At 66.6% G+C, this 21,443-nt stretch carries 20 protein-coding genes; 13 read left to right on the top strand and 7 right to left on the bottom strand.

Annotation, left to right across the window (positions count from 1 at the left end):
- Position 1: 1 nt before the first annotated feature.
- The 3 genes from ACT531_RS15115 to ACT531_RS15105 form a co-directional block, all read right to left on the bottom strand.
- Positions 2–823, bottom strand: a complete 822-nt coding sequence (locus ACT531_RS15115) for a DUF899 domain-containing protein (RefSeq protein ID WP_309827969.1) — start codon at positions 821–823, stop codon at positions 2–4.
- Between the two features lie 184 nt (positions 824–1,007).
- Positions 1,008–1,700 (bottom strand): Vgb family protein, encoded by a 693-nt coding sequence (locus tag ACT531_RS15110; protein WP_476017932.1) that lies wholly within the window; start codon positions 1,698–1,700, stop codon positions 1,008–1,010.
- 44 nt (positions 1,701–1,744) lie between these two features.
- A complete protein-coding gene (locus tag ACT531_RS15105) occupies positions 1,745–3,004 on the bottom strand; it encodes a helix-turn-helix domain-containing protein (RefSeq protein WP_476017931.1) in 1,260 nt (419 codons plus the stop codon).
- A 111-nt stretch (positions 3,005–3,115) separates the two neighbouring features.
- Between ACT531_RS15105 and ACT531_RS15100 the strand changes: the two genes are divergently transcribed.
- The 6 genes from ACT531_RS15100 (at position 3,116) to ACT531_RS15075 (ending at position 6,878) form a co-directional block, all read left to right on the top strand.
- The gene (locus ACT531_RS15100; RefSeq protein ID WP_476017930.1) at positions 3,116–3,724 is read left to right on the top strand and encodes a class I SAM-dependent methyltransferase; all 609 of its coding nucleotides are present in this window, start codon (positions 3,116–3,118) and stop codon (positions 3,722–3,724) included.
- The gene (locus tag ACT531_RS15095; protein WP_476017929.1) at positions 3,721–4,467 is read left to right on the top strand and encodes a tRNA-uridine aminocarboxypropyltransferase; all 747 of its coding nucleotides are present in this window, start codon (positions 3,721–3,723) and stop codon (positions 4,465–4,467) included. The genes ACT531_RS15100 and ACT531_RS15095 overlap by 4 nt, the downstream gene beginning before the upstream one ends.
- Before the next feature lie 272 nt (positions 4,468–4,739).
- Positions 4,740–5,156, top strand: a complete 417-nt coding sequence (locus ACT531_RS15090) for a hypothetical protein (protein WP_476017928.1) — start codon at positions 4,740–4,742, stop codon at positions 5,154–5,156.
- A 178-nt stretch (positions 5,157–5,334) separates the two neighbouring features.
- Positions 5,335–5,820, top strand: a complete 486-nt coding sequence (locus tag ACT531_RS15085) for a GNAT family N-acetyltransferase (protein ID WP_476017927.1) — start codon at positions 5,335–5,337, stop codon at positions 5,818–5,820.
- 166 nt (positions 5,821–5,986) lie between these two features.
- Positions 5,987–6,238: a hypothetical protein gene (locus tag ACT531_RS15080; RefSeq protein ID WP_476017926.1), complete on the top strand. Its 252-nt coding sequence runs from the start codon at positions 5,987–5,989 to the stop codon at positions 6,236–6,238.
- Positions 6,239–6,305: 67 nt separating this feature from the next.
- Positions 6,306–6,878, top strand: coding sequence for a DUF1439 domain-containing protein (locus ACT531_RS15075; protein ID WP_476017925.1), 573 nt, complete (start codon positions 6,306–6,308; stop codon positions 6,876–6,878).
- 25 nt (positions 6,879–6,903) lie between these two features.
- Here ACT531_RS15075 and uvrA read toward each other — a convergent pair whose 3' ends face one another.
- Complete coding sequence (gene uvrA / locus ACT531_RS15070) at positions 6,904–9,999, bottom strand: excinuclease ABC subunit UvrA (protein ID WP_476017924.1); 3,096 nt, start codon at positions 9,997–9,999, stop codon at positions 6,904–6,906.
- Positions 10,000–10,216: 217 nt separating this feature from the next.
- Here uvrA and ACT531_RS15065 point away from each other — a divergent pair, with 217 nt between their 5' ends.
- The 4 genes from ACT531_RS15065 (at position 10,217) to ACT531_RS15050 (ending at position 13,850) form a co-directional block, all read left to right on the top strand.
- Positions 10,217–11,395, top strand: coding sequence for an MFS transporter (locus tag ACT531_RS15065; RefSeq protein ID WP_476018070.1), 1,179 nt, complete (start codon positions 10,217–10,219; stop codon positions 11,393–11,395).
- A gap of 126 nt (positions 11,396–11,521) precedes the next feature.
- Positions 11,522–12,076, top strand: coding sequence for a single-stranded DNA-binding protein (gene ssb, locus ACT531_RS15060; RefSeq protein WP_015016327.1), 555 nt, complete (start codon positions 11,522–11,524; stop codon positions 12,074–12,076).
- Between the two features lie 380 nt (positions 12,077–12,456).
- Complete coding sequence (locus tag ACT531_RS15055) at positions 12,457–13,032, top strand: hypothetical protein (RefSeq protein WP_476017923.1); 576 nt, start codon at positions 12,457–12,459, stop codon at positions 13,030–13,032.
- A 104-nt stretch (positions 13,033–13,136) separates the two neighbouring features.
- Positions 13,137–13,850: a Bax inhibitor-1/YccA family protein gene (locus ACT531_RS15050; RefSeq protein WP_015016329.1), complete on the top strand. Its 714-nt coding sequence runs from the start codon at positions 13,137–13,139 to the stop codon at positions 13,848–13,850.
- 136 nt (positions 13,851–13,986) lie between these two features.
- Here the strand turns inward: ACT531_RS15050 and mnmA are convergent, their stop codons facing one another.
- Positions 13,987–15,156, bottom strand: a complete 1,170-nt coding sequence (gene mnmA, locus ACT531_RS15045; RefSeq protein ID WP_476017922.1) for a tRNA 2-thiouridine(34) synthase MnmA — start codon at positions 15,154–15,156, stop codon at positions 13,987–13,989.
- On the bottom strand, positions 15,153–16,094 hold the full coding sequence (locus ACT531_RS15040) for a LysR family transcriptional regulator (protein ID WP_056056686.1): 942 nt from the start codon (positions 16,092–16,094) through the stop codon (positions 15,153–15,155). Before ACT531_RS15040 ends, mnmA begins: the two co-directional genes overlap by 4 nt.
- A gap of 189 nt (positions 16,095–16,283) precedes the next feature.
- Here ACT531_RS15040 and ACT531_RS15035 point away from each other — a divergent pair, with 189 nt between their 5' ends.
- The 3 genes from ACT531_RS15035 (at position 16,284) to ACT531_RS15025 (ending at position 19,605) form a co-directional block, all read left to right on the top strand.
- On the top strand, positions 16,284–17,375 hold the full coding sequence (locus ACT531_RS15035; RefSeq protein WP_476017921.1) for a 4-oxalomesaconate tautomerase: 1,092 nt from the start codon (positions 16,284–16,286) through the stop codon (positions 17,373–17,375).
- Between the two features lie 78 nt (positions 17,376–17,453).
- Positions 17,454–18,452 carry a Bug family tripartite tricarboxylate transporter substrate binding protein gene (locus tag ACT531_RS15030; protein WP_015016333.1) on the top strand — a complete coding sequence of 333 codons (999 nt, stop codon included), beginning with the start codon at positions 17,454–17,456 and terminating at the stop codon, positions 18,450–18,452.
- A gap of 88 nt (positions 18,453–18,540) precedes the next feature.
- The gene (locus ACT531_RS15025) at positions 18,541–19,605 is read left to right on the top strand and encodes a porin (RefSeq protein ID WP_476017920.1); all 1,065 of its coding nucleotides are present in this window, start codon (positions 18,541–18,543) and stop codon (positions 19,603–19,605) included.
- A 121-nt stretch (positions 19,606–19,726) separates the two neighbouring features.
- Here ACT531_RS15025 and ACT531_RS15020 read toward each other — a convergent pair whose 3' ends face one another.
- Positions 19,727–21,388 (bottom strand): L-lactate permease, encoded by a 1,662-nt coding sequence (locus ACT531_RS15020; protein ID WP_295936551.1) that lies wholly within the window; start codon positions 21,386–21,388, stop codon positions 19,727–19,729.
- Between the last annotated feature and the right edge of the window lie 55 nt (positions 21,389–21,443).

Here is a 21,443-nt window from a genome sequence, read left to right as displayed (position 1 = left end):
TTCAGCTCCGTGTGGAGCAGCACCCGCCCGGCGCCGTGTGGCCCGGTGAAGGCTGTGGCGCCTGTGCAGCTGGTGCCGCCGCAGACCCAGCCGCTGGCAGGGAAGGTGCATACCGGTCGTGGTGGCGCACCCAGTCCATGGGGTAGGCGGGGTTGGTCTCGTGGCGGCCTCGGGGCGCGAGGTCCAGCAGCTGGTAGGTGCCCATCATGGCCTCCACGCCGCGCCCGAAGGTGGAGTAGGCGTGGAACACCTCACCCGCGTCACTGCGCACAAACACGCTGATGCCCGGCGCCTCATCGGCGGGGAACGGCTGCATGCCGTAGTTGTAGAACACCTCGCCGTGGCCGCGTGCGCGCTGCTCGGGCGTGAAGCTCACGGCAAAGTCGTGGTTGAAGTCGCTGCCATGCGACGACGCCCAGCGGAACTGCCAGCCCATGCGCTGGCGAAAACGCTCGATCTCGGCCAGCGGCGCGCGCGAGACGGCGAGCACCGATACATCGCGGTGCTGCAGGTGCAGCTCCATGCCGCCCATGTGGTCGGCCATGAAGGAGCAGCTGGGGCAGCCCTGCTCCCACCCCGGGCCAAACATGAAGTGCTGCACCAGCAGCTGGCTGCTGCCATCGAAGAGGTCGGCCAAGGCGCGCGGACCCTGCAGCGTGTCCAGCGTGTAGCGCTTGTCCACGCGGGTCCAGGGCAGTGCGCGGCGCTGCGCGGCGACCTCGTCATGCAGGCGGGTCAGGGCCTTTTCGCGGGCCAGCAGCGCATGGCGCTGAGCCAGCCATTCGTCGGCAGAAACCACGGGGTGGGAAGTGGGTGCGTTCATGGGGGTGCTCCTGGTGGGTGATGGATGACGTTGCGGGACGAAGAATTGCATGGGGAGGGAGGCGCTGGCAGGCGCACCTGTCCCCGGCCTGCGACATCGCGTGATGCGCGCAGGGCCTGTGGTGGCAAGGGGTGGTGGTTGCGGCGGGGCGCCGCGTCGCTCAAGGGCTGAAGGTGTCAGGGGCTCAGGGGCGGGCCGCCTTGGGCCGGCGCACAGCGCGGACCTTGCCGCTGCCGCCGCCCCCGCAGTAGAAGAGGTCGGCACCGTCCGATTCGAGGCCGCTCACGCCCACGCCTGGAGGCATGTCGAGCTGCTGCAGCACGGCGCCGGTGGCGGGGTCGATGTGGCGCAACGTGCTCTCGTCACCCTCCCAGGTGCCGTGCCACATTTCGCCGTCCACCCAGGTCACGCCGGTCACGAAGCGGTCGGACTCGATGGTGCGCCGAATGGCGCCCGTGGCGGGGTCGATCTGGTGGATCTTGCGGTCGCGGTACTGGCCCACCCACAGGCTGCCTTCGGCCCAGGTGAGGCCCGAGTCGTTGCCGTTGCCAGGGGCGGGGATGGAGGCCACCACCTGGCCGGTGGCGGGGTCGATCTTGTCGATGCGCGCCTCGGTGATCTGGTACAGGTGCCTGCCGTCAAACGCAGTGCCGGCATCGCTGGCCACCGCCAGCGTGCGCTGGGTCTCGCCCGTTGCGGCATCGAAGGCCACCAGGTGCGCCCCCGTGGCCGCCCAGACATGCTGGCCGTCATGGGTGACGCCGTGCACGCTGTCCGCGCCCGCAAAGGGGCCGTATTCGCGCACGATCTCGGCGGGTTGTGAAGGGTGGTGGCGGAGGGTGGCGGGTGTCGGTTCGCTGTGGGTGCATGCGGTCATGGTTGGCTCCTTTGGGGTGGCCCGGTGGGGGCTTGGCGTCCACTTTATGCAATCGGCAGCGCAGCAGGGAGTAACAAGATCGTCGTGAATCCGGACAGCGGCGGCGCCAGCCAGCGCTGCGCACGCGCGCGGCCGATGGAGCGCACACGGCCTTGTGCTTCCAGCTCGGCCAACGCGCGCTGCACGGTGCGCTGGCTGGCATCCGTGGCCAGCGCGAGCGCCGAGGTGGACCAGGCCGCACCGTCCGACAGCAGAGCCAGCAGCGCCGCCTGCTCGCCATCGATGGGCGGCGCCAGCACCACCACCGGCCGTGCGTCCAGGGGCTGCAGCACAAAGCCGCGCGCCGTGGCCTCGATGCGCGCCAGCGGCCGCAGGAGCGCGCGCAGGCGCCCCACCTCCACCCGCAGCCGCGCGCGGTGGGTGTCGTCCGGGTGGCGGGTACGGAAGGCCTGGGCAATCAAAGCCTCACGCTCTGCATCCCCGGGCCAGGCCTGCGCCAGCGCGCGGGCGAGGGCAAACAGAATGGGTCGGCGTGCCAGGGGTTGCCACACGGCAGCGGCGTCTGGGGCAGATGGGGCCGCGCCCACCCCCACGCAGCGCCGGCACGCATCCACCACCAGCGCGCCAGACGCCAGCAGGTCGGCCACCTCTGACAGACGCAGCGGTTGGTCCACACCGGCCTCCACGCGGCGCGCTGCGGGCTGGTCCAGCATGGCGCGCGCCTGCGCCACCTCGGCCAGCAGGGCCGGCACGCGGGCTTGCAAAGCGGCCTCATGCGCGCGGCCCAGGGCAGCGCGGGCGGCGGCAATGTGCAGCGAGCGCAGTGCCAGTTCGGCCAGGGTGAGGTCGGCCATTGCCCGCAGGGCGGGGGGCAGTTTGCCCGCTGCGGGGGCGGCCGCCAGGGCATTCATGGCCGCTGCAGCTTCGTCCAGGCGGCCGATGCGCAGCAGCCGTCGCGCCGCAATCAGCCGCGCTTGGGTGGCGTTGGCGGTGTCGCCGTGGTCTTGCAGCGTATTGGCGGCCTCCAGCAGCGGGCGGGGTGACCCGCCGAGGTCGCGCATGGCCAGCGCCACCTCGGCCTCAGCCACCACGCATCGGGCGCGCGCCTGGGCTTCGTGGGTGCCAAAGGCGCGCGCAGCCTGCCGCAGCAGGTCGCGCGCACGGGGGTGTTCGCCCAGCTGCGCCATGGCAATGCCGCGCAAGGCCAGGGCGGGCGGGTCGTCGCGCAGGGCCACTCGCTTGAGGGCGCCCAGCGGGTCCCCGGCGGCCAGGGCGCGGGCAGATGCGGAGATCAGCGAATCCATGGGCCACAGACTACACGCCCGCCGTAGCCGCCGTCACGCCCACGCCAGACACCCGGCCGGGTGCGAGATACTCTGGCGCTTTGCTGCTTTCTCCGCCACAAGGACCGTCCATTGAAATCCGCCAATGCCACCACCTTCGACGAGGCCTACTACCAGCGCTTCTATTTCGACAAGAAAACCAGCGTGGTGGACCCGCAGCACATGGAGCGCCTGGGCACCTTTGTATGCAGCTACCTCAAATACCTGCGTGTACCGGTGCGCCGCGTGCTCGACGTGGGCTGCGGCATCGGGCTGTGGAGGGACATCATGGCGCAGCACTTTCCCGCCGCCAGTTACCAGGGCGTGGAGTTCAGCCCCTACCTGTGCGAGCGCTTTGGCTGGCAGCAAGGCTCGGTGGTGGACTATGTGGCAAGCGAGCCGTTCGACTTTGTGATCTGCCAGGGGGTGCTGCCCTACCTGAGCCCGCCCGACCTGAAGGCCGCCCTGCACAACCTGGGCCGCCTGAGCTGGGGCGCGCTGTACATCGAAGCGGTCTCGCGCGAGGACTACGAGCGGGACATCATCGACGAAGACATCACCGACAACCGCGTGTTCCGGCACCGAGCCGACCTCTACCGGCGCGGGCTGCAAGAGGGCGCCATCGAGCTGGGCGGCGGCGTGTGGCTCAGCCGCAAGGCGGAGGTGCCGCTGTTTGCGCTGGAGCAGGCGGGCGGCCAGTGAACCACTCCACGCCCCCAGCCCCCCATGCGGTAGCCCGCCTGCGCGCCGAGCGCCTGGCCCGCAGTGCCAAACCCTTTTTGGCGCGGGGCGGCCCCAAGGGCGAGCGCTGCGCGGGCTGCCGCCTGGTGCCCAGCCACTGCATCTGTGCGCTGCGCCCCCAGCTACCCACGCGCGCGGGCATGTGCCTGTTGATGGCGGACATCGAACCCCTCAAGCCCAGCAACACCGGCTGGCTGATTGCCGATGTGGTGGCCGACACCTATGCCTTTGGCTGGGCGCGCACCGAGGTGCACCCCGACCTGCTGGCACTGCTAGCCGACCCGCAATGGCAGCCGTATGTGGTGTTCCCCGGCGAGTTCGTGGCGCCCGAGCGCGTGGTCACGCAGGTGGCCACGGCAGAGGGCAAGCGCCCGCTGTTCGTGCTGCTCGACGCCACCTGGCCCGAGGCGCGCAAGATGTTCCGCAAGAGCCCCTACCTCAACCACCTGCCCGTGCTGAGCCTGCAGCCCGAGCAGCTCTCGCGCTACCACCTGCGCCGGTCCACGCGCATGGACCACTTCTGCACCTCCGAGGTCGGCGCGCTGTGCCTGGAGCTGGCGGGCGAACTGCAAGCCGCACAGGCGCTGGAGGCGTACCTGGACGTGTTCACGCACCACTATCTGCAGGCCAAGCACCAGTTGCCGGTGGCGGCAGACGAAGCAACGCACCTGCGGCTGCGCGGTCTGACCGAGACGGGTAATTAAGGCGCCGCCGGAGCCAATATGCGGACGATGCGCGCCGTCGTCGCCCTGATGCGCTTTGGGGCGGCACAGCGCCAAAAAATGGACAAAGAGCGTGACATGAACGCTTACAAAAATGCACGTTTTGTAAGGCGCAACGCGACGAATGCAGGGCCTCTGCGCGGCACAATCCGCAGCGCTTGAACCATCGGGTCGAGCGCGGGTACCGGCCAGGGAGGGGCTGGTGGCCGCCGTTGCGAGAACAGGTTCTCCAAACCGTCCATTGAAAGAACACTATGAGAAAACACACGCTGGTGATTGCATCCCTGAGCCTCGCCGTGGCCTCGCTGGCCCATGCCGGCAAGGCCGAGCGCGACTTTTTTGCGGCAGAGGTAACGCCTGCCCTGCAGTCTGCCGCCAGCACCCTCAAGCAGTCTTGCGGCTGCAATGTGAAGATGGAAGTGAAGCAGGAAAGCTTCCAGACCGTGGACCACCTGCGCCAGGTGCGCTACGCAGCCGGCACCATCGTGGACAACGCTCCGCGCTACTGCAACGATGCCCCCTCCAAGGCGGCGGTGTGCAAACTCAAGACCCTGGAATTCGCCCGCACCGGCACTACGGCTTTCAAGTTTGTCGCAGGCAAGGGTGCCATCACCCTGGACGAAAGCTCCTACCCCAGCTGGGACATGCTCACCGCCGAACTCGACAAGTAAGCGCGCGGTTCCCACCCCGGTCTGGCCAACGCCCGGCATCGCCTTTCGCGGTGCCGGGCGTTGGTGTTTCTGCGCGATCGTCCGCAGCATGAAGCAAGGGGATGCCGACCAGAGCAAGCTGCTGCGCAATGGTCTTGCGGCACAATCGCGCGCCCTGTTCTCTGTGAGCGACCCGCCTATGCTCTCTGTCCACATCCGCAACTTTCGCCCTGGCGACGAGCCCGCGCTGCGCGCCGTTTTCCATGCCTCGGTGCATGGTCTGGCGTGCAAGCACTACAGAGCCGAGCAACTCGATGCCTGGGCACCACAGCGCTATGAGGCCGCAACCTGGGCAGAGCGCATGCGAGCCAACCAACCCTTCGTCGCACAAGCGCAGGGCGATGGCCCCATTGCGGGGTTTGCCGATCTGCAGGCCGACGGTTGCATCGACATGTTCTTCGTGGCTCCAGCGTTTTCCGGCCAGGGCGTGGCCCGGGCGCTGATGGCGCATATCCACGCGCAGGCCCAGCAGCGCAACATCCCCCGTCTGCACGCGTACGTGAGTCTGACTGCCGAACCATTTTTTGCCGCCCAGGGCTTTGTGGTGGAGCTGCGCCAGCAGGTGGAACGTGCCGGCGTGGTGCTGCACAACGCGCGCATGGCCAAGACGTTGGTGGTCAGCTGACTTTTCACTCCTGATTTGATAGCTGACCGCGATTAATCCACAAGCCCTGGAGGTTCATTGGGGTTGCAGTGCCGATCCCGCTCAGTGCCTTTTCGTCGCCGGTGCCTTACAGTAGCCGCCCCGCAGCAGACAAACCCACACCCCAGCCCACGATGGCTGCTACCCCATGACCAAAGACTTGGCACGACAGAACGAACTCAAACCCATGGCCCTGTGCGAGCCCTGCCAGGGCATCCAGCGCAATTGGCGCAAGGCGCCGGGCCACGCCGAGCTGGTGCAGCGCGGCAACCGCAAGGAAGACCGTGACGACGGCACCGTCACCATCACCCGCTACGTGTGCGACCGCTGCGGCACCGCGTGGGAGTACGAGAACGACAAGAACAACCAGCGGACGGGCTGGTTGGTGGTGGGGCGCTGAGCGCAATCTGCGCCGGGGCACCTTTTCGCTGCCTCGAAGTCACACCGGTTTTTGCCGGAGAACGCCCATGCTGCACCGCCGACGATTTCTGACCGCCGCCACTCGTGGCCTCGCCCTGGGCGGCGCGGCACTGCTGGTGGCGCGTGGCGCACAGGCCCAGCCCAGCTACACCGTGCCCCTGGCGCAGCTGCAGTCCATGGTGGACCCCAAATTTCCCCGCAGCGTGCCGGTGCAGGGCCTGTTCAACCTGACCGTGCAGACGCCGCACTTGCGCCTGCTGCCCGAGGTGAACCGCCTGGGCGCGGCCATGGCGCTCGACGTGGCTGGCCCGGCTTTGCGGCGCAGCTACCCAGGCAGCCTGGATGTGGAATTTGCGCTGCGCTACGAGGCCAGCGACCGCACGTTGCGCGCCCACCAGATCCAGCTGGGCCGCATGGAGTTTCCCGGCCTGCGCCCGGCGGTGAACGAGCTGCTCAATGCCTACGGCCCACAGCTGGCCGAGCAGTCGCTGCGCGAGGTCACGCTGCACCAGCTGCGCCCGCAAGACACGGCGGTGTTCGACGGTCTGGGCCTGCAGCCAGGGCCCATCACTGTGACGGCCAAAGGGCTGACCGTGGCGTTTGTGAGCAAGGCACCCTGAGAGCCTGCCCTGTCAGCCCGCGCGCTCAGGCGGGCGATTTGGATTTGTTCAGATACGGCGCCAGATAACGTCCTGTATGGCTGGCAGGGTTGGCAGCCAGCTCTTCTGGGGTACCCACACCCACCACGGTGCCACCACCCGCGCCGCCCTCGGGGCCCATGTCGATGAGCCAGTCGGCCGTTTTGATCACATCGAGGTTGTGCTCGATGATCACGATGGTGTTGCCCGCATCGCGCAGCTGGTGCAGCACCTTGAGCAGCAAATCAATGTCCGCAAAGTGCAGGCCGGTGGTGGGCTCGTCCAGGATGTAGAGCGTGCGTCCGGTGTCGCGTTTGCTCAGCTCCTGCGCCAGCTTCACGCGCTGGGCTTCGCCGCCCGACAGCGTGGTCGCCGCCTGGCCTAGGCGGATGTATGACAGGCCCACGTCCAGCAGCGTCTGCAGCTTGCGCGCGATGGTGGGCACGTCTTTGAAGTACGCCGCCGCGTCTTCCACCGTCAGCTCCAGAATCTGCGCAATGTTCTTGCCCTTCCACAGCACTTCCAGCGTCTCGCGGTTGTAGCGCTGGCCGTGGCAGATGTCGCAGGGCACGTACACATCGGGCAGAAAGTGCATCTCCACCTTCACCACCCCGTCGCCCTGGCAGGCCTCGCAACGGCCACCGCCCGAAGACTGCGACACGTTGAAGCTGAAGCGTCCGGGGCCGTAGCCGCGTTCCTTGGCGGTGTTGGTCTCGGCCATCAGTTCGCGGATGGGGGTGAACAGGCCCGTGTAAGTCGCAGGGTTGCTGCGCGGCGTGCGGCCAATGGGACTCTGGTCCACGTTGATGACCTTGTCGAAGTACTCGATGCCCACGATCTCTTCGTGCTCGGCCGGTTCTTCGTGCGCACGGTGAATCTGCCGCGCTACGGCGGCGTACAGCGTGTCGTTGACCAGTGTGCTCTTGCCCGAGCCCGACACCCCCGTCACGCAGGTTAGCAGGCCCACGGGGAAGTCCACCGTCACGCCCTTGAGGTTGTTGCCCGTGGCACCCACCACGCGCAGCGCCTGCACGGCACCTTGGCGCGCATGGTGCTCGGCCATGCGTTCGGCACGGCGCTTGCTGGCTTCGGTTTGCGGAAAGCGCGATTTGGCTTTTGTCTCGACAACCGGCGCAGGCTGGTCCAGAACCGGCAGCCAGGGCGTGCGCCGCTGGGGCACGGCAATCGTGCGCGTTCCCGACAGGTACTGGCCCGTGAGCGATTGCGCATTGGCACGCACTTCGTCGTACGTGCCCTGTGCCATCACCCGCCCACCGTGCACACCCGCACCGGGGCCCATGTCGATCACGTGGTCGGCGGCGCGCATCATGTCTTCGTCGTGCTCGACCACGATCACGCTGTTGCCAATGTCGCGCAGGTGCTGCAAGGTGGCAATCAGCCGGTCGTTGTCGCGCTGGTGCAGGCCGATGCTGGGCTCGTCGAGCACGTACATCACCCCCGTCAGGCCCGAGCCGATTTGCGACGCCAGGCGGATGCGCTGCGCCTCGCCGCCCGACAGCGTTTCGGCGCTGCGGTCCAGGCTCAGGTAGCTCAGGCCCACATCGTTCAAGAACTGCAGCCGCGTGGCAATCTCGCGCACCACCTTGTCGGCAATCTCGGCCTTGGCGCCGGTGAGCTTCAGCGCGTGGAACCATGCGTGCGCATCGCTCAGCGTGGCGTGGCTCACTTCGTAGATGGCGCGGGCTTGCTCAGCGTCGCCCACCTTCACATGGCGGGCCTCGCGGCGCAGGCGTACGCCGTGGCATTCTGGGCAGGGCTGGGTGCTGCGAAAGCGCGCCAGGTCTTCGCGCACCACCACCGAATCGGTCTCGCGGTAGCGGCGGGCCATGTTGGGGATGATGCCCTCGAAGGGGTGCTTCTTGGTGACGGTTTTGCCCTTCTGCGCGCCGCTGTCGAGGATGTAGCTGAAGGCAATCTCTTCCTCTCCCGAGCCATGCAGGATGGCGTGCTGCACAGCGGCAGGCAGCGATTCAAACGGCGCTTCAATGTCAAACGCGTAGTGCTTGGCCAGGCTCTCCAGCATCGCAAAGTAATAGCCGTTGCGCCGGTCCCAACCCTTGATGGCACCGCTGGCTAGACTGAGCGTGGGGAAGGCCACCACACGCACTGGGTCGAACACCTCGCGCTGGCCAATGCCGTCGCACGCCGGGCAGGCGCCCATGGGCGAGTTGAACGAGAACAGGCGTGGCTCCAGCTCGGCCAGCGAATAGGTGCACACCGGGCAGGCGAACTTGCTGCTGAACAGGTGCTCCTGCCCCGTGTCCATCTCCAGCGCCAGCACGCGGCCATTGCCTTCGTGGCCACCCACGCGCAGTGCGGCCTCGATGCTCTCGGCCAGGCGCTGTTGCAGGTCGGCCCGCACCTTCACGCGGTCGATAACCACGTCGATGTCGTGCTTCTCGGTCTTCTTGAGCTGGGGCAGGGCTTCATGTTCATAAATCTGCCCGTCCACCCGAAAGCGGATGTAGCCCAGTGCCTGCATCTGCGCAAACAGCTCGGTGAACTCGCCCTTCTTCTCACGCGCCACGGGCGCGAGGATCATCAGCTTGGTGTCCTCGGGCAGGGCCAGCACGGCGTCCACCATCTGGCTCACGGTCTGCGCGGCCAGCGGCAGGCCGTGGTCGGGGCAGAACGGCGTGCCCGCGCGGGCGTACAGCAGACGCAGGTAGTCGTGGATCTCGGTCACCGTGCCCACGGTGGAACGGGGGTTGTGGCTGGTCGCCTTCTGCTCGATGGAAATCGCTGGCGACAGACCTTCGATCAGGTCCACGTCCGGTTTGTCCAGCCGCCCGAGGAACTGCCGCGCGTAGGCCGACAGGCTCTCGACATACCGCCGCTGCCCCTCGGCGTACAGCGTGTCGAACGCCAGACTAGACTTGCCCGAGCCCGACAACCCCGTGATCACCACCAGCTGGTTGCGCGGGATGTCCAGGTCGATGTTCTTGAGGTTGTGCGTGCGCGCCCCCCGGATACTGATGCGCTGCTCGCGCAGGGCGCGGGCGAGGTACACACCATCGGCGGATCGGTCGTCGGTAACATGGGGAAGGGTCACGGGCGGGCTCGGTGCAGGAAAACCCACCATGATAGGACACCCAAGCTTTCTCGCGCAGCCCTCCTGCATTACCCACCACGGTGGCGCACCGTCCCTGCTGGCCACGCTTTGAAGGCCTCCGAGCAGCCAACCAGCCAATCGGCGAAAATCCCGGTTTTGCTTCTTCGGGCCTTAGCGCACCACCGTGCCGGATTCTTCTTCCCTGTCAGCCACCGCCGCCTCCCGGCAACCCACCCCCAGTAGCCAGATGACCCCGCTGGAGCGCCGCTCCAGCGTCAGCCTGGCGCTCATTTTTGCGCTGCGCATGCTGGGCCTGTTCCTGGTGCTGCCCGTGTTTGCCCTGGAGGCGCGCAAGTACCCCGGCGGGGACGACCCAGCGCTGGTGGGGCTGGCCATGGGCATCTATGGCCTGACGCAGGCGGTCCTGCAGCTGCCGCTGGGCATCGCGTCTGACCGCTTCGGGCGCAAGCGGGTGATCGTGCTTGGTCTGCTCGTTTTTGCGGGCGGCAGCTTGCTGGCCGCGCTGGCAGACTCTTTGACCGGGCTGCTGGTGGGCCGGGCGCTGCAAGGCGCCGGCGCTGTCTCGGCTGCTGTGACAGCGCTGCTGGCCGACCAGACCCGCGACAGCGTGCGCACCAAGGCCATGGCCCTGGTGGGCGGCAGCATCGGGCTGATGTTTGCTGTGGCGTTGGTGGCTGCCCCGGTGTTGGCCGCCCATATTGGCCTGTCGGGCCTCTTTGGCCTGACCTGTGCGCTGGCCCTGGCCGGTGTGGCGGTGGTGGTGTGGTGGGTGCCGCCCGAGCCGCTGCAGCACCAAAACGCCCCCCGGGGCCGCCTGGCCGATGTGTGGGGCCACCCCGATCTGCTGCGCCTGAACCTGGGCGTGTTTGTGCTGCACACCGTGCAGTTGTCCATGTGGGTGGCTGTGCCGGCCATGCTGGTGCAGGCGGGACTCACCAAAGACCACCACTGGCAGGTGTACCTGCCCGCCGTGGTGCTGTCATTTGCCGCCATGGGGGGGCTGTTTGCGCTGGAGCGCGCGGGCCGCCTGCGCGCCGCCCTGCTCGGTGCCATCGCCCTGGTGCTGGTGGTACAGGCCGGGCTGGGCCTGCTGGCAGCCAGCGGCATGCCGGCCACGCTGTGGGTGCTGGGGCCGCTGCTGTTCGTTTTTTTCTGCGGATTCAATGCGCTGGAGGCCAGCCAGCCCAGCCTGGTATCGCGCATGGCGCCCGCCCACCTGCGCGGCGCCGCGCTGGGCAGTTACAACACCCTGCAGTCGCTGGGCCTGTTTGCGGGCGGTGCGTTGGGTGGTGCGCTGGTCAAGTGGGCGGGCGCTCCGGGCCTGTTTGCTGTGACCACCGCGCTCACTGCCCTGTGGCTGGTGCTGACCTGGCCGCTGCGGCCCGTGGGGCGCGGCGGGCACTGAACGGCAGACCATGCCGTCCCGCACGGGCTGCCATTGCCCCCGGGGTTGCGGCACAATGACGCGTTTGGCGTCTGGAATCTCTCTCCAAATCCGGCGCTTTCCTCCCTTAAAGGCATAGACAGCACCATGGCATCCGTAAACAAAGTCATCATCGTCGGCAACCTGGGCCGCGACCCAGAAATGCGCACCTTCCCCAGTGGCGACCAGGTGGCCAACGTGACGATTGCCACCACCGACAAGTGGAAAGACAAGCAGACCGGCGAAATGAAGGAAGCCACCGAGTGGCACCGCGTGGTCTTCAACGGCCGCCTCGCCGAAATCGCCGGCCAGTACCTGCGCAAAGGCTCGCAGGTGTATGTAGAAGGCAGCCTGCGCACCCGCAAGTGGACCGACCAGAGCGGCGTTGAAAAATACAGCACCGAGATCCGCGCCGACCAGATGCAGATGCTGGGCAGCCGCCAGGGCATGGGCGGTGGCGGACAGGGCGGCGGACAGCAAGGCGGTGGATACGACGACGGCTACGGTGGCGACCAGGGTGGCTACGACCAGGCCCCGCGCCGTGCAGCGCCAGCGCCGCGCCCCATGGCCGCCCCCGCACAGCGCCCGGCGCCCGCCCCTGTGGCACAGGCACCGCGCGCGGCCTCCGGATTTGACGACATGGACGACGACATTCCGTTCTGACAGCTTCTGGCACCGGATTCAGTACCCAGCCCGCACCCGCAAGGTGTGGGCTTTTTTTTGCCTGTGCGCAAGGCATGCCCAACCCCACGGAAAACGTCGCCTGTGGGCGTCAAAACGTAGCAACTCGCAACAGGAGGTGCTGGAGCCCACCCGACTCACAAGCGCCAGCACGGCCATGGAGCGATGGCTTTTACAACGGCACGCACGGGCGCCGCTTCTCAGTTTTGTCCAGTTCGGCACCACCGCGACAAACCAACAATTCCTTACATCCGATACGGAAATATCAAAGATCATCGCTGCCTGGCGCGCTAAAGAGGTGCAAAACCCGGCGGCCAGCCATTACCAAAAACCAATATTCCAAAGAGAGAGAGAGGGTCGTGATGCCTGGGTTCGTGCGCAAGATTTTGATATTTGTCACTGGCTATGCGTGGCTGCTGCTACTGGCTGGCCCAGGGCTGATCGCACTGTCGGTGTACAGCGGCTGGAAGGCGGAAGACGGCCACGCCTACGTGGCGCGCGAAAGCCTGCAGACCGTGTCCGGTACCGTGACGCAGGCCTCTGAAGTCACCGTCAAGCGCAAGCGTCGTACGACCAAGAAGTACTACGAAATCACGGTCCAGCCCGACACCGCTGGTGCCGAGGCGCGCAAGCTGCGCATCGACCACAGCACGCCGCAGCAGCTGGTGAGCAACCTGATCGACGAAAAAGTCACCGCCTTGGTCGATGGCAGCGACAGCGACCTGGTCTATGAAGTATCGGCAGACGGCGCGACCGTCATCAGCTACGACACCACCAAACAGCGGCTGCAGGCCGAAGCCGCCTCTTCCGCGCAGTCCTTCAGCGGCGCAGGCACCTGGATCTTTGCCATTTTGCTCACGCTGGTGGGAGCGGCAGGCGTTTGGTCCAACCGCAAGCTGCGCGCCGCCGACGAAGCACACCAGCTGGCCGCCGCCTGACGGCCATACCCCATAAAAAGAGAGAGGGAGGGAGGGGCAGCGCCCGGGGCGCGCTCCTCCCATCGTTTGCGCCAACCTGAGCGCTCACTACGGAGGACCACACCATGAACCCCAACGCACTTTCGCCACAAACCCCTGCGGGCGCTCCGATGGAGCGGCGCGATTTCATCGTCTCCACCTACAAGCACCTGGGCGTGGCCATTCTGGCCTTTGTCGTGCTGTCGGCGGTGCTGATGGTGAGCGGACTTTCCACCGCCGCGGCCAAGATGCTCATGGCCAGCGGCAGCAAATTCTTGTGGCTGGGGGTCATGGGCGCTTTCATGCTCGTGGGCTGGCTGGCATCGCACCTGGCCGACAACTCGGACAACCCTCAGACACAGCTGATGGGCCTGGGCCTCTACGTGCTGGCGGAAGGGCTCATCTTTGCCCCGATGTTCGGCATTGCCCAGCTTTTGGTGCCCGGCGCCATTGGCGCTGCCGCCTTCATCACGCTGCTGCTGGTGGCAGCGCTCACCTGGACGGCGTTCAGCAGCAAGACCGACTTTTCGTTCCTGGGCGGCATCCTGAAGGTGGCGGGCCTGGTGGCACTGGGCACCATCATCGCGGGCGCCATCTTCGGCTTCAAGCTGGGCATCTGGTTCTCAGGGCTCATGGTGCTGTTTGCGGGCGCCTGTGTGCTGTACGACACCTCGCGCATCATCCACGACTACCCTGCAGACCGCCCCGCCGGCGCAGCGCTGCACCTGTTCGCATCGATTGCGCTCATGCTCTGGTACGTGCTGCGCATCCTGATCAGCCTGGCCATGAACGACGACTGACACGCCAGGGCACCGCCCCACAAAAAAGCCGGAGCGATCACCGCCCCGGCTTTTTTGCATCTGGAAAGAGAGTTTCAAGACAAATCAGGCGCAAGCGCCAGATTCCATTGCCCTGACAGCTATTAATTTTGAAGCATCAACGGGCCATGGCTGGCTGCACCGCCGGCGCATGGCCGGTGGGCTGCGGCAGCCCTTCCACGGCAGCAATCACGCCACCGCCCAGGCAGACATCGCCGTCGTACAGCACCGCGCTCTGCCCCGGCGTCACTGCCCACTGGGCGTCCGGGAACTGCAGCGCAAAGCCGTCGGGCACAGCCTCCAGCGCGCACGCGGCGTCCTGCTGGCGGTAGCGCGTCTTGGCGGCATAGGTGCCAGGTGCCGGGGCCTGGCCAGCGCACCAGCTCACGTCCTGCGCCACCAGGCGGTGCGATAGCAGCCAGGGGTGGTCATGCCCCTGCACCACACGCAGCGTGTTCTTCTCCAGGTCCTTGCGGGCCACGAACCAGGGCTCGTGCGCGCCGCCACCGCGCTGAGCGCCTTTTTCCTTCACACCGCCGATACCCAGGCCCTGGCGCTGGCCCAGGGTGTAGAAGCTCAGGCCCACGTGCTGGCCCAGCTTGCGCCCCCGGTCGTCCAGGATCGGGCCGGGCGCATGGCTGATGTAGCGGTTCAGAAACTCGCGGAACGGCCGCTCACCAATGAAGCAGATGCCTGTGGAGTCCTTCTTCTTGGCATTGGGCAAGCCGATTTCTTCGGCGATGCGGCGTACTTCGGTCTTGTGCAGCTCGCCCACGGGGAACAGCGTCTTGGACAGCTGCGCCTGGTTCAGGCGGTGCAGAAAGTAGCTCTGGTCCTTGCTCGGGTCCAGCCCCTTGAGCAGCTCGTGCAGGCCTGTGGCCGGGTTGTGGCGCACGCGGGCATAGTGCCCCGTGGCGATCTTCTCCGCCCCCAGGCGCATGGCATGGTCCAGGAAGGCCTTGAACTTGATCTCGGCATTGCACAGCACGTCGGGGTTGGGCGTGCGGCCGGCCTGGTACTCGCGCAGGAACTCGGCAAACACGCGGTCCTTGTAGTCGGCCGCGAAGTTGACGTGCTCAATCTCGATGCCGATGACATCGGCCACAGCGGCTGCGTCCACAAAGTCGATGTTGGACGAGCAGTACTCGCTGTCGTCATCGTCTTCCCAGTTTTTCATGAAGATGCCGACCACCTCATGGCCCTGCTTTTTGAGCAGGTAGGCGGTCACGGCCGAGTCCACGCCGCCGGAAAGGCCGACGACAACGCGCTGTTTGGTAGGGGAAGTCATTGCCCTGATTGTATTTTTGATGCCGCCGGGGCACTGCGCGGGCGCGCAGAACGCGTAGCCACCAGCAGGTCATACAGCTGCTGCGCGGCAGGCGACAGGGTTTTGCCCCGGCGCTTGATCAGCCCCATCTGCCGCGTGACGATAGGCTCCACGAGCGGGATGCTGACCAGCGTGGGATGGTCCTTGCCCGGCATGGCCAGGCTGGGCACGGCCGCCACGCCCAGGCCCGCCTCCACCAGGCCCAGCAGCGTGGTCACGTGCTTGGCCTCGTACAGGCACTGGGGCCGGTCGGGCACGTTGGCCAGCGCCAGGTCCATCAGCAGGCGGTTGCCCGAGGTCTTGCCCACCGACATGAAGTCGTGCTGGCCCAGCTCGGCCCAGCTCACCTTCTTGCGGCGCGCCAGCACATGGTCGCGCCGGCAGGCAGCCACAAATCGCTCGGCCAGCACGGGCTTGAACTCGATCTCGGCCTCCTGGCTGCCAATGAAGTTCAGGCCAAAGTCCGCATCGCCCTGCGCCACGGCCACCAGCACCTCGTTGGCGCTGGCGTCGTGCACCTTCACGCGGATCTTCGGAAACCGCTCGTGGTAGCGCTTGACCACCTGCGGCAGAAAGTAATACACGGCCGAGGGCACGCAGGCAATCGTCACCTCGCCCATGCGCCGCGCGGCCACATCGCCCAGGCCCATGAGCATGCCGTCCAGGTCGTCCAGCCACACGCGCGTCTTGCGCGCAAAGTCGCGCCCCACGGCCGTGAGCGTGACGCGTCGCGTGGTGCGGTCGAGCAGGCGCACACCCAAGGCTTCTTCGAGCTTGTCGATGCGGCGGCTGAATGCGGGCTGCGAAAGGTGGATGGCTTCGGCGGCCGCACGAAAGCTCTGCAGCTCGGCCACGGCCGCAAAGGCCTGGATGTCAGCAAGGTCGAATTTGTTGTTCATCGGGCGTCCTTCGTGTGCGCTTCAGCGTATTGGCAGCGTTGCAAGCCGTGCATCAAACGATCAGAACATTGCAATTCACGGCCGAGATTGAAGCATGTACAAGCCGCGTTAGCCTATTGCACAGCATGCATCAATCGTTGCCAACAATGCAATTCACAGATCATCGAAGGCGTCGCACCATGCCGACCCATGAGCACCAACATTCCTTGCGTTCTGATGCGTGGCGGCACTTCCCGGGGGCCGTTCTTCCTGGCCGACTGGCTGCCGCGCGACCCCGAAGCCCGCGACCGCACGCTGATTGCAGCCCTGGGCTCGCCGCACGAGTTGCAGATCGACGGCCTGGGCGGCGGCAACTCGCTGACCAGCAAGGTCGCCATCGTCTCGCGCTCCACGCAGCCCGACTGCGATGTGGACTACCTGTTTGCCCAGGTCAGCGTGCAGGAGGCCCGCGTGGACACCCGTCCCAACTGCGGCAACATGCTGGCCGGTGTGGGGCCCTTCGCCATCGAGCAGGGGCTGGTCCCTGCAGACCCCGAAGGCCAGACCACCACCGTGCGCGTCTACAACGTGAACACCCGCTCCCGCATCGATGTGCAGGTGTGCACAGCGGGAGGCCAGGTGCACTACGACGGCGATGTGCGCATTGACGGCGTGCAGGGCACGGCCGCACCGGTGCTGATGAACTTCCTGGACGCCTGGGGCGCGGTCACCGGGCAGATCTTTCCCACCGGTCAGCGCATCGACACCATCCAGGGTCTGCAGGTCACCTGCATCGACGCCGCGCAGGTGATGGTGCTGGTGCGCGCCGCCGACCTGGGCCTGCGGGGCAATGAAACACCCGCCGAGCTGGACGCCAACACCGCTTTGCTCGCCCGCCTGGAGGCCGTGCGCCTCGAAGCTGGTCAGCGCATGGGCATGGGCGATGTGACCCACAGCGTGCTGCCCAAGCCGGTGATCTTGTCGCCAGGCACATCACTAGGCAGCGTGGTGTCGCGCTACTTCACCCCCCACCAGTGCCACCGCTCGCATGCCGTCACGGGCGCGATTGGCGTGGCGGCGGCCTCGGTACTGCCGGGCACCGTGGCCACCGACGAACGGCATGCACCCGCCGCCGGGCTGCGCCGCGTGGAAGTGCAGCACCCGGCAGGCCGCATCCAGGTGGAGGTGGAGCTCAGCGAGGTGGATGGCCAGTTCAAGCTGGTGCAGGCCGCGCTGGTACGCACCGCCCGAAAGATTCTGGAAGGCACGCTGTTCGTGCCCGAAAGCGCCCCCGCGCACTGAGCGCTCTTCAGGGCGCCGCTTGCGCAGCGCCCGCCCAACGACTTCAACGATTCCAACCATTACGACAGGAGACAAACCATGACCCGTTCCATTCACTCCACCACGCGCCGCACGGCACTGGCCACGGCGGCACTGGCGCTCGCGTCCAGCGCCTTCTGGGCCGCAGGCACCGCCCATGCGGCCTATCCCGAAAAGCCCATCACGCTGGTCGTGCCCACCGCCGCCGGGGGCGGCAACGACGGCATGGCGCGCGTCGTGGCCATCAAGCTCTCCACCCTGCTGGGCCAGCAGGTCATCGTGGAGAATAAGGCCGGGGCCAACGGGGCCATTGCGGCCGAATACGTGGCCCGTGCGGCACCCGATGGGCACACCATCTTGTTCGGCTACATCGGCACCCACGGCATGAGCCCCGCGCTGCAGAAGCTGCGCTACGACCCCATCACGCAGTTCGAGCCCATCGGCATGGTGAGCTACTCGCCCACGCTGATGGTGGTGAACCCCAAGGTGCCCGCCAAGACCGTGAGCGAGCTGGTGGCGCTGACCAAGGCCAAGCCCCATGACTTCAACTACGCATCGGCCGGCAACGGCACGGCCCCACATTTCTCAGCCGAGATCTTCAAACTGGAAAGCGGCGCCCAGATGGCCCATGTGCCCTACCGGGGTGCGGCGCCCGCGATGAACGACACCATGGCCGGGCAGACGCAGGTGATGTTTCCTAGTCTGTTCTCCGCCTACCCGCACGTGAAGGGCGGCAAGCTGCGTGCCCTGGCGCTGGCCGGGCCCAAGCGCTCGTCGCTGCTGCCCGATGTGCCCACGCTGGAGGAGGCCGGCATCAAGGGGGTGGAGATCACCCAGTGGTATGCCCTGTTCGCACCCGGCAAGACACCCCGCCCGGTGATCGACCTGCTCAACAAGATCTTGAACACCGCACTGGCCGACAAGGACGTGGTGCGCCGCATCGAGGAACAAGGCGCGGTGGTGGACACCAGCACGCCCGAGCAACTGGCACTGACCGTCAAGCAGGAGCTCGCCAAGTGGAAGGGCGTGGTGGTCAAGGCCCAGCTCACCCCCGATTGAGCCCCGGCGAAGACGGCTCTGGGAGGCAGACGGGCGCCACCGCCCCTGCGCGGCACGCGTGCCCACATTTCAACAAGCGGAGACACAGATGAGAACAAGGATGACAGCGGCCTGCGCTGCACTGATCGGCCACTGCGCAATGGCACAAGGCACCGACGTGACGCTGTACGGCGTGGTGGACCTGGGCCTGCGCAACGGCAGCGGCCTGTCCGCATCCAACGCGCCCACGGCCGGCTCCAGCCACAGCCTGGGCAGCGGCATCCACACCACCAGCCGCTGGGGCCTGCGGGGCAGCGAAGACCTGGGCGGCGGCGCCAAGGCGCTGTTCAACCTGGAGAGCGGCCTCAACGCAGACACCGGCGCACCGGCCAATGCCACCAAATACTTCGACCGCGCATCGTGGGTGGGCCTGCAAGGCGGCTGGGGCACCCTGGCCCTGGGCCGCCAGACCACCACGCTGGCCGACGCCATCTCGCCCGTGGACCCACTGGCCATGCGCTTTGCCAGCTTCAACCCTAACATCGGCGTGACCGCGCTGAGCCAGCATGGCCTTGGCATCGAGTACGGCAGCGCAGGCGCCAATTCGGGCTCGTACCGGCTGGACAATTCGCTGAAGTACACGGGCCGCTTCGGCGGCTTCACCGCACGTGCCATGTGGGGCCTGGGCGAAGTCGCATCGCAGGCCTCGGCCTTGTCGTCACGCGGTGTGGGCTTGGCGTGGGCTGCGGACGGCTTTGTGGTGTCCGGCGCCTACCAGAGCTTCAACGACGCCAACAAGCGATCACTCGACGGCACCACCCTGGGCGCCGCGTACCAGTGGGGCAATGTGCGCCTGGCCGCCAACGCCGGCCGCAACAAGGCAGAGACAGCCGAAGGCCGCTTCACCGTGCAGCGCGTGTTGTCCGCCGGTGGCACCTGGGCGGCCACGCCCTGGGTGGACCTGACGGCGGCCTACTACAAGGTGGACCGTTCGCGTACCGGCGCGGCCGACGACGGTTACGGCCGCCTGGTGGCGTTTGCCGAATACAAGCTCTCGCGCCGCAACAAGGTGTATGCCGAACTGGACAACACCCGCTGGCGCAACGGCTTCCAGGGCACGGCCAACAAGGCCACGGCCACCGGCATCTCCGCCGGTGTGGTGCACACGTTCTGAGCCCTGTAGGCCGATACGGCGGGCGCTGGGCACAGGTCTTTTGGAGGCTTGTGCCCCAAAGCTCCCTTTGGCGCGGAGCACACCCGCCGCAGGGGGCGGGAAGGGAGAGTCTGTCGACCCGCTATCGCACCACCATGGACGTGAAGGGCCACACATAAGCCTGCAGACTCACCAACAGCCCCACCAGGCAGGCCAGCGCGATCGAGTGGAAGAAGACGAAGCGCAGGATGTCCCCTTCATGGTTGAACCAGCGGGTGGCGGTAGAGGCCACAACAATCGACTGCGCATCGATCATCTTGCCCATCACGCCGCCCGAGCTGTTGGCGGCGCCCATGAGGTTGGGCGAAAGGCCCAGCTGTTCGGCCGCCACCTTCTGCATGCCCCCGAACAGCACGTTGGACGCAGTGTCCGAGCCGGTCAGCGCCACCCCCAGCCAGCCCATGAGGGTGCCAAAGAAGGGGTACAACACGCCGGTGTTGGCGAATGCCAGACCCAGGGTGGTGTCCGTGCCCGAGTAGCGGGTGAGCGTACCCAGGGCCAGCATGAGCACGATGGTCAGCAGCGAATAGCGCACCAGCCAGATGGTGCGGAAGAACGTGCCGACGATGGCGACCGGGCTGTAGCGCATGAGCAGGGCACTGATCAGTGCGGACAGCAAGATGCCCGTGCCGGTGGCCGACAGCAGGTTCAACGTGTAGACCGCGCCTTCCTTGGTGGGCTTGGGCACCACCGGAGGCATCTTCTCAATGAGGTTGTGCAGCCCGTCCATCGGGAAAGCCGGGGCGAAGATGCCGTTGAGCGCTGCCTTCACCGATGGCAGCCCCCAGACAAACACACACACCGACAGAATCAGCCAAGGCATCCAGGCGTTGATCAGCTGGGCGCGTGAGTAGCGAACGACCGGCTGTGCAGGCTTGGCTTCGGCAGCGCTTGGGTCGTGGCCCCGCATCGAAGGCGAGGTCCAGATCTTCTTGGGCTGCCACACGCGCAGGAACGCGATCAGACTCGCCATGGAGATGATGGCCGCAATGATGTCCACCAGCTCGGGGCCGATGTAGTTGGAAACCAGGAACTGCGGAATGGCAAACGACACACCGGCCACCAGAATGGCAGGCCAGATCTCCCACATGGCCTTGCGCCCCGCAAATGCCCAGATCAGCCAGAACGGCACCAGCACCGAGAAGAAGGGCAACTGGCGGCCGATCATGGCCGTCACCTCCATCAGATCGTAGCCATGGACCTTGGCCAGCGTGATCACTGGTGTGCCCAGGGCACCGAACGCCACGGGGGCGGTATTGGCAATCAACGACAGACCCGAGGCAGCAAGCGGCGAGAAGCCCAGCCCGATCAGGATCGCGGCAGTGACCGCCACGGGCGTGCCGAAACCGGCGGCACCCTCAAAGAACGCGCCAAAGCAAAACGCAATCAGCAACAGCTGGATGCGGCGGTCTTCCGTGATGTTGGACAGCGAGTCCTGCAGCACCTTGAAGCTGCCGTTCTGCTCCGTGAGCTGGTGCAGAAAAATGATGTTCAACACGATCCAGCCGATCGGCAGGAGCCCCGTGAAGCCGCCATACAAAGCGGCGCGACCAGCCATGTCGGCAGGCATGCCATAGGCAAATATGGCCACCACCAGTGCTGCGACGAGCCCCATGCCCGCAGCAATGTGGGCTTTGATGTGAAAGAACCCCAGGGCGGCCAGCATGATGATCACCGGGATCGCAGCCAGTGCGGTGGACACAACCATATTGCCCGCCGGGTTGTAGATTTGTTGCCAGATCATGGCCTGTCTCCGTTCGGAAAGGGTTGAAGTGAAAAGATGCGGGCGCAGCATTCGC

This window comes from Acidovorax sp. DMC1 (genome assembly GCF_056314325.1).
The sequence above is the reverse complement of the archived record's forward strand: the minus strand, read 5'-3'. Positions and strand labels throughout refer to the sequence as shown.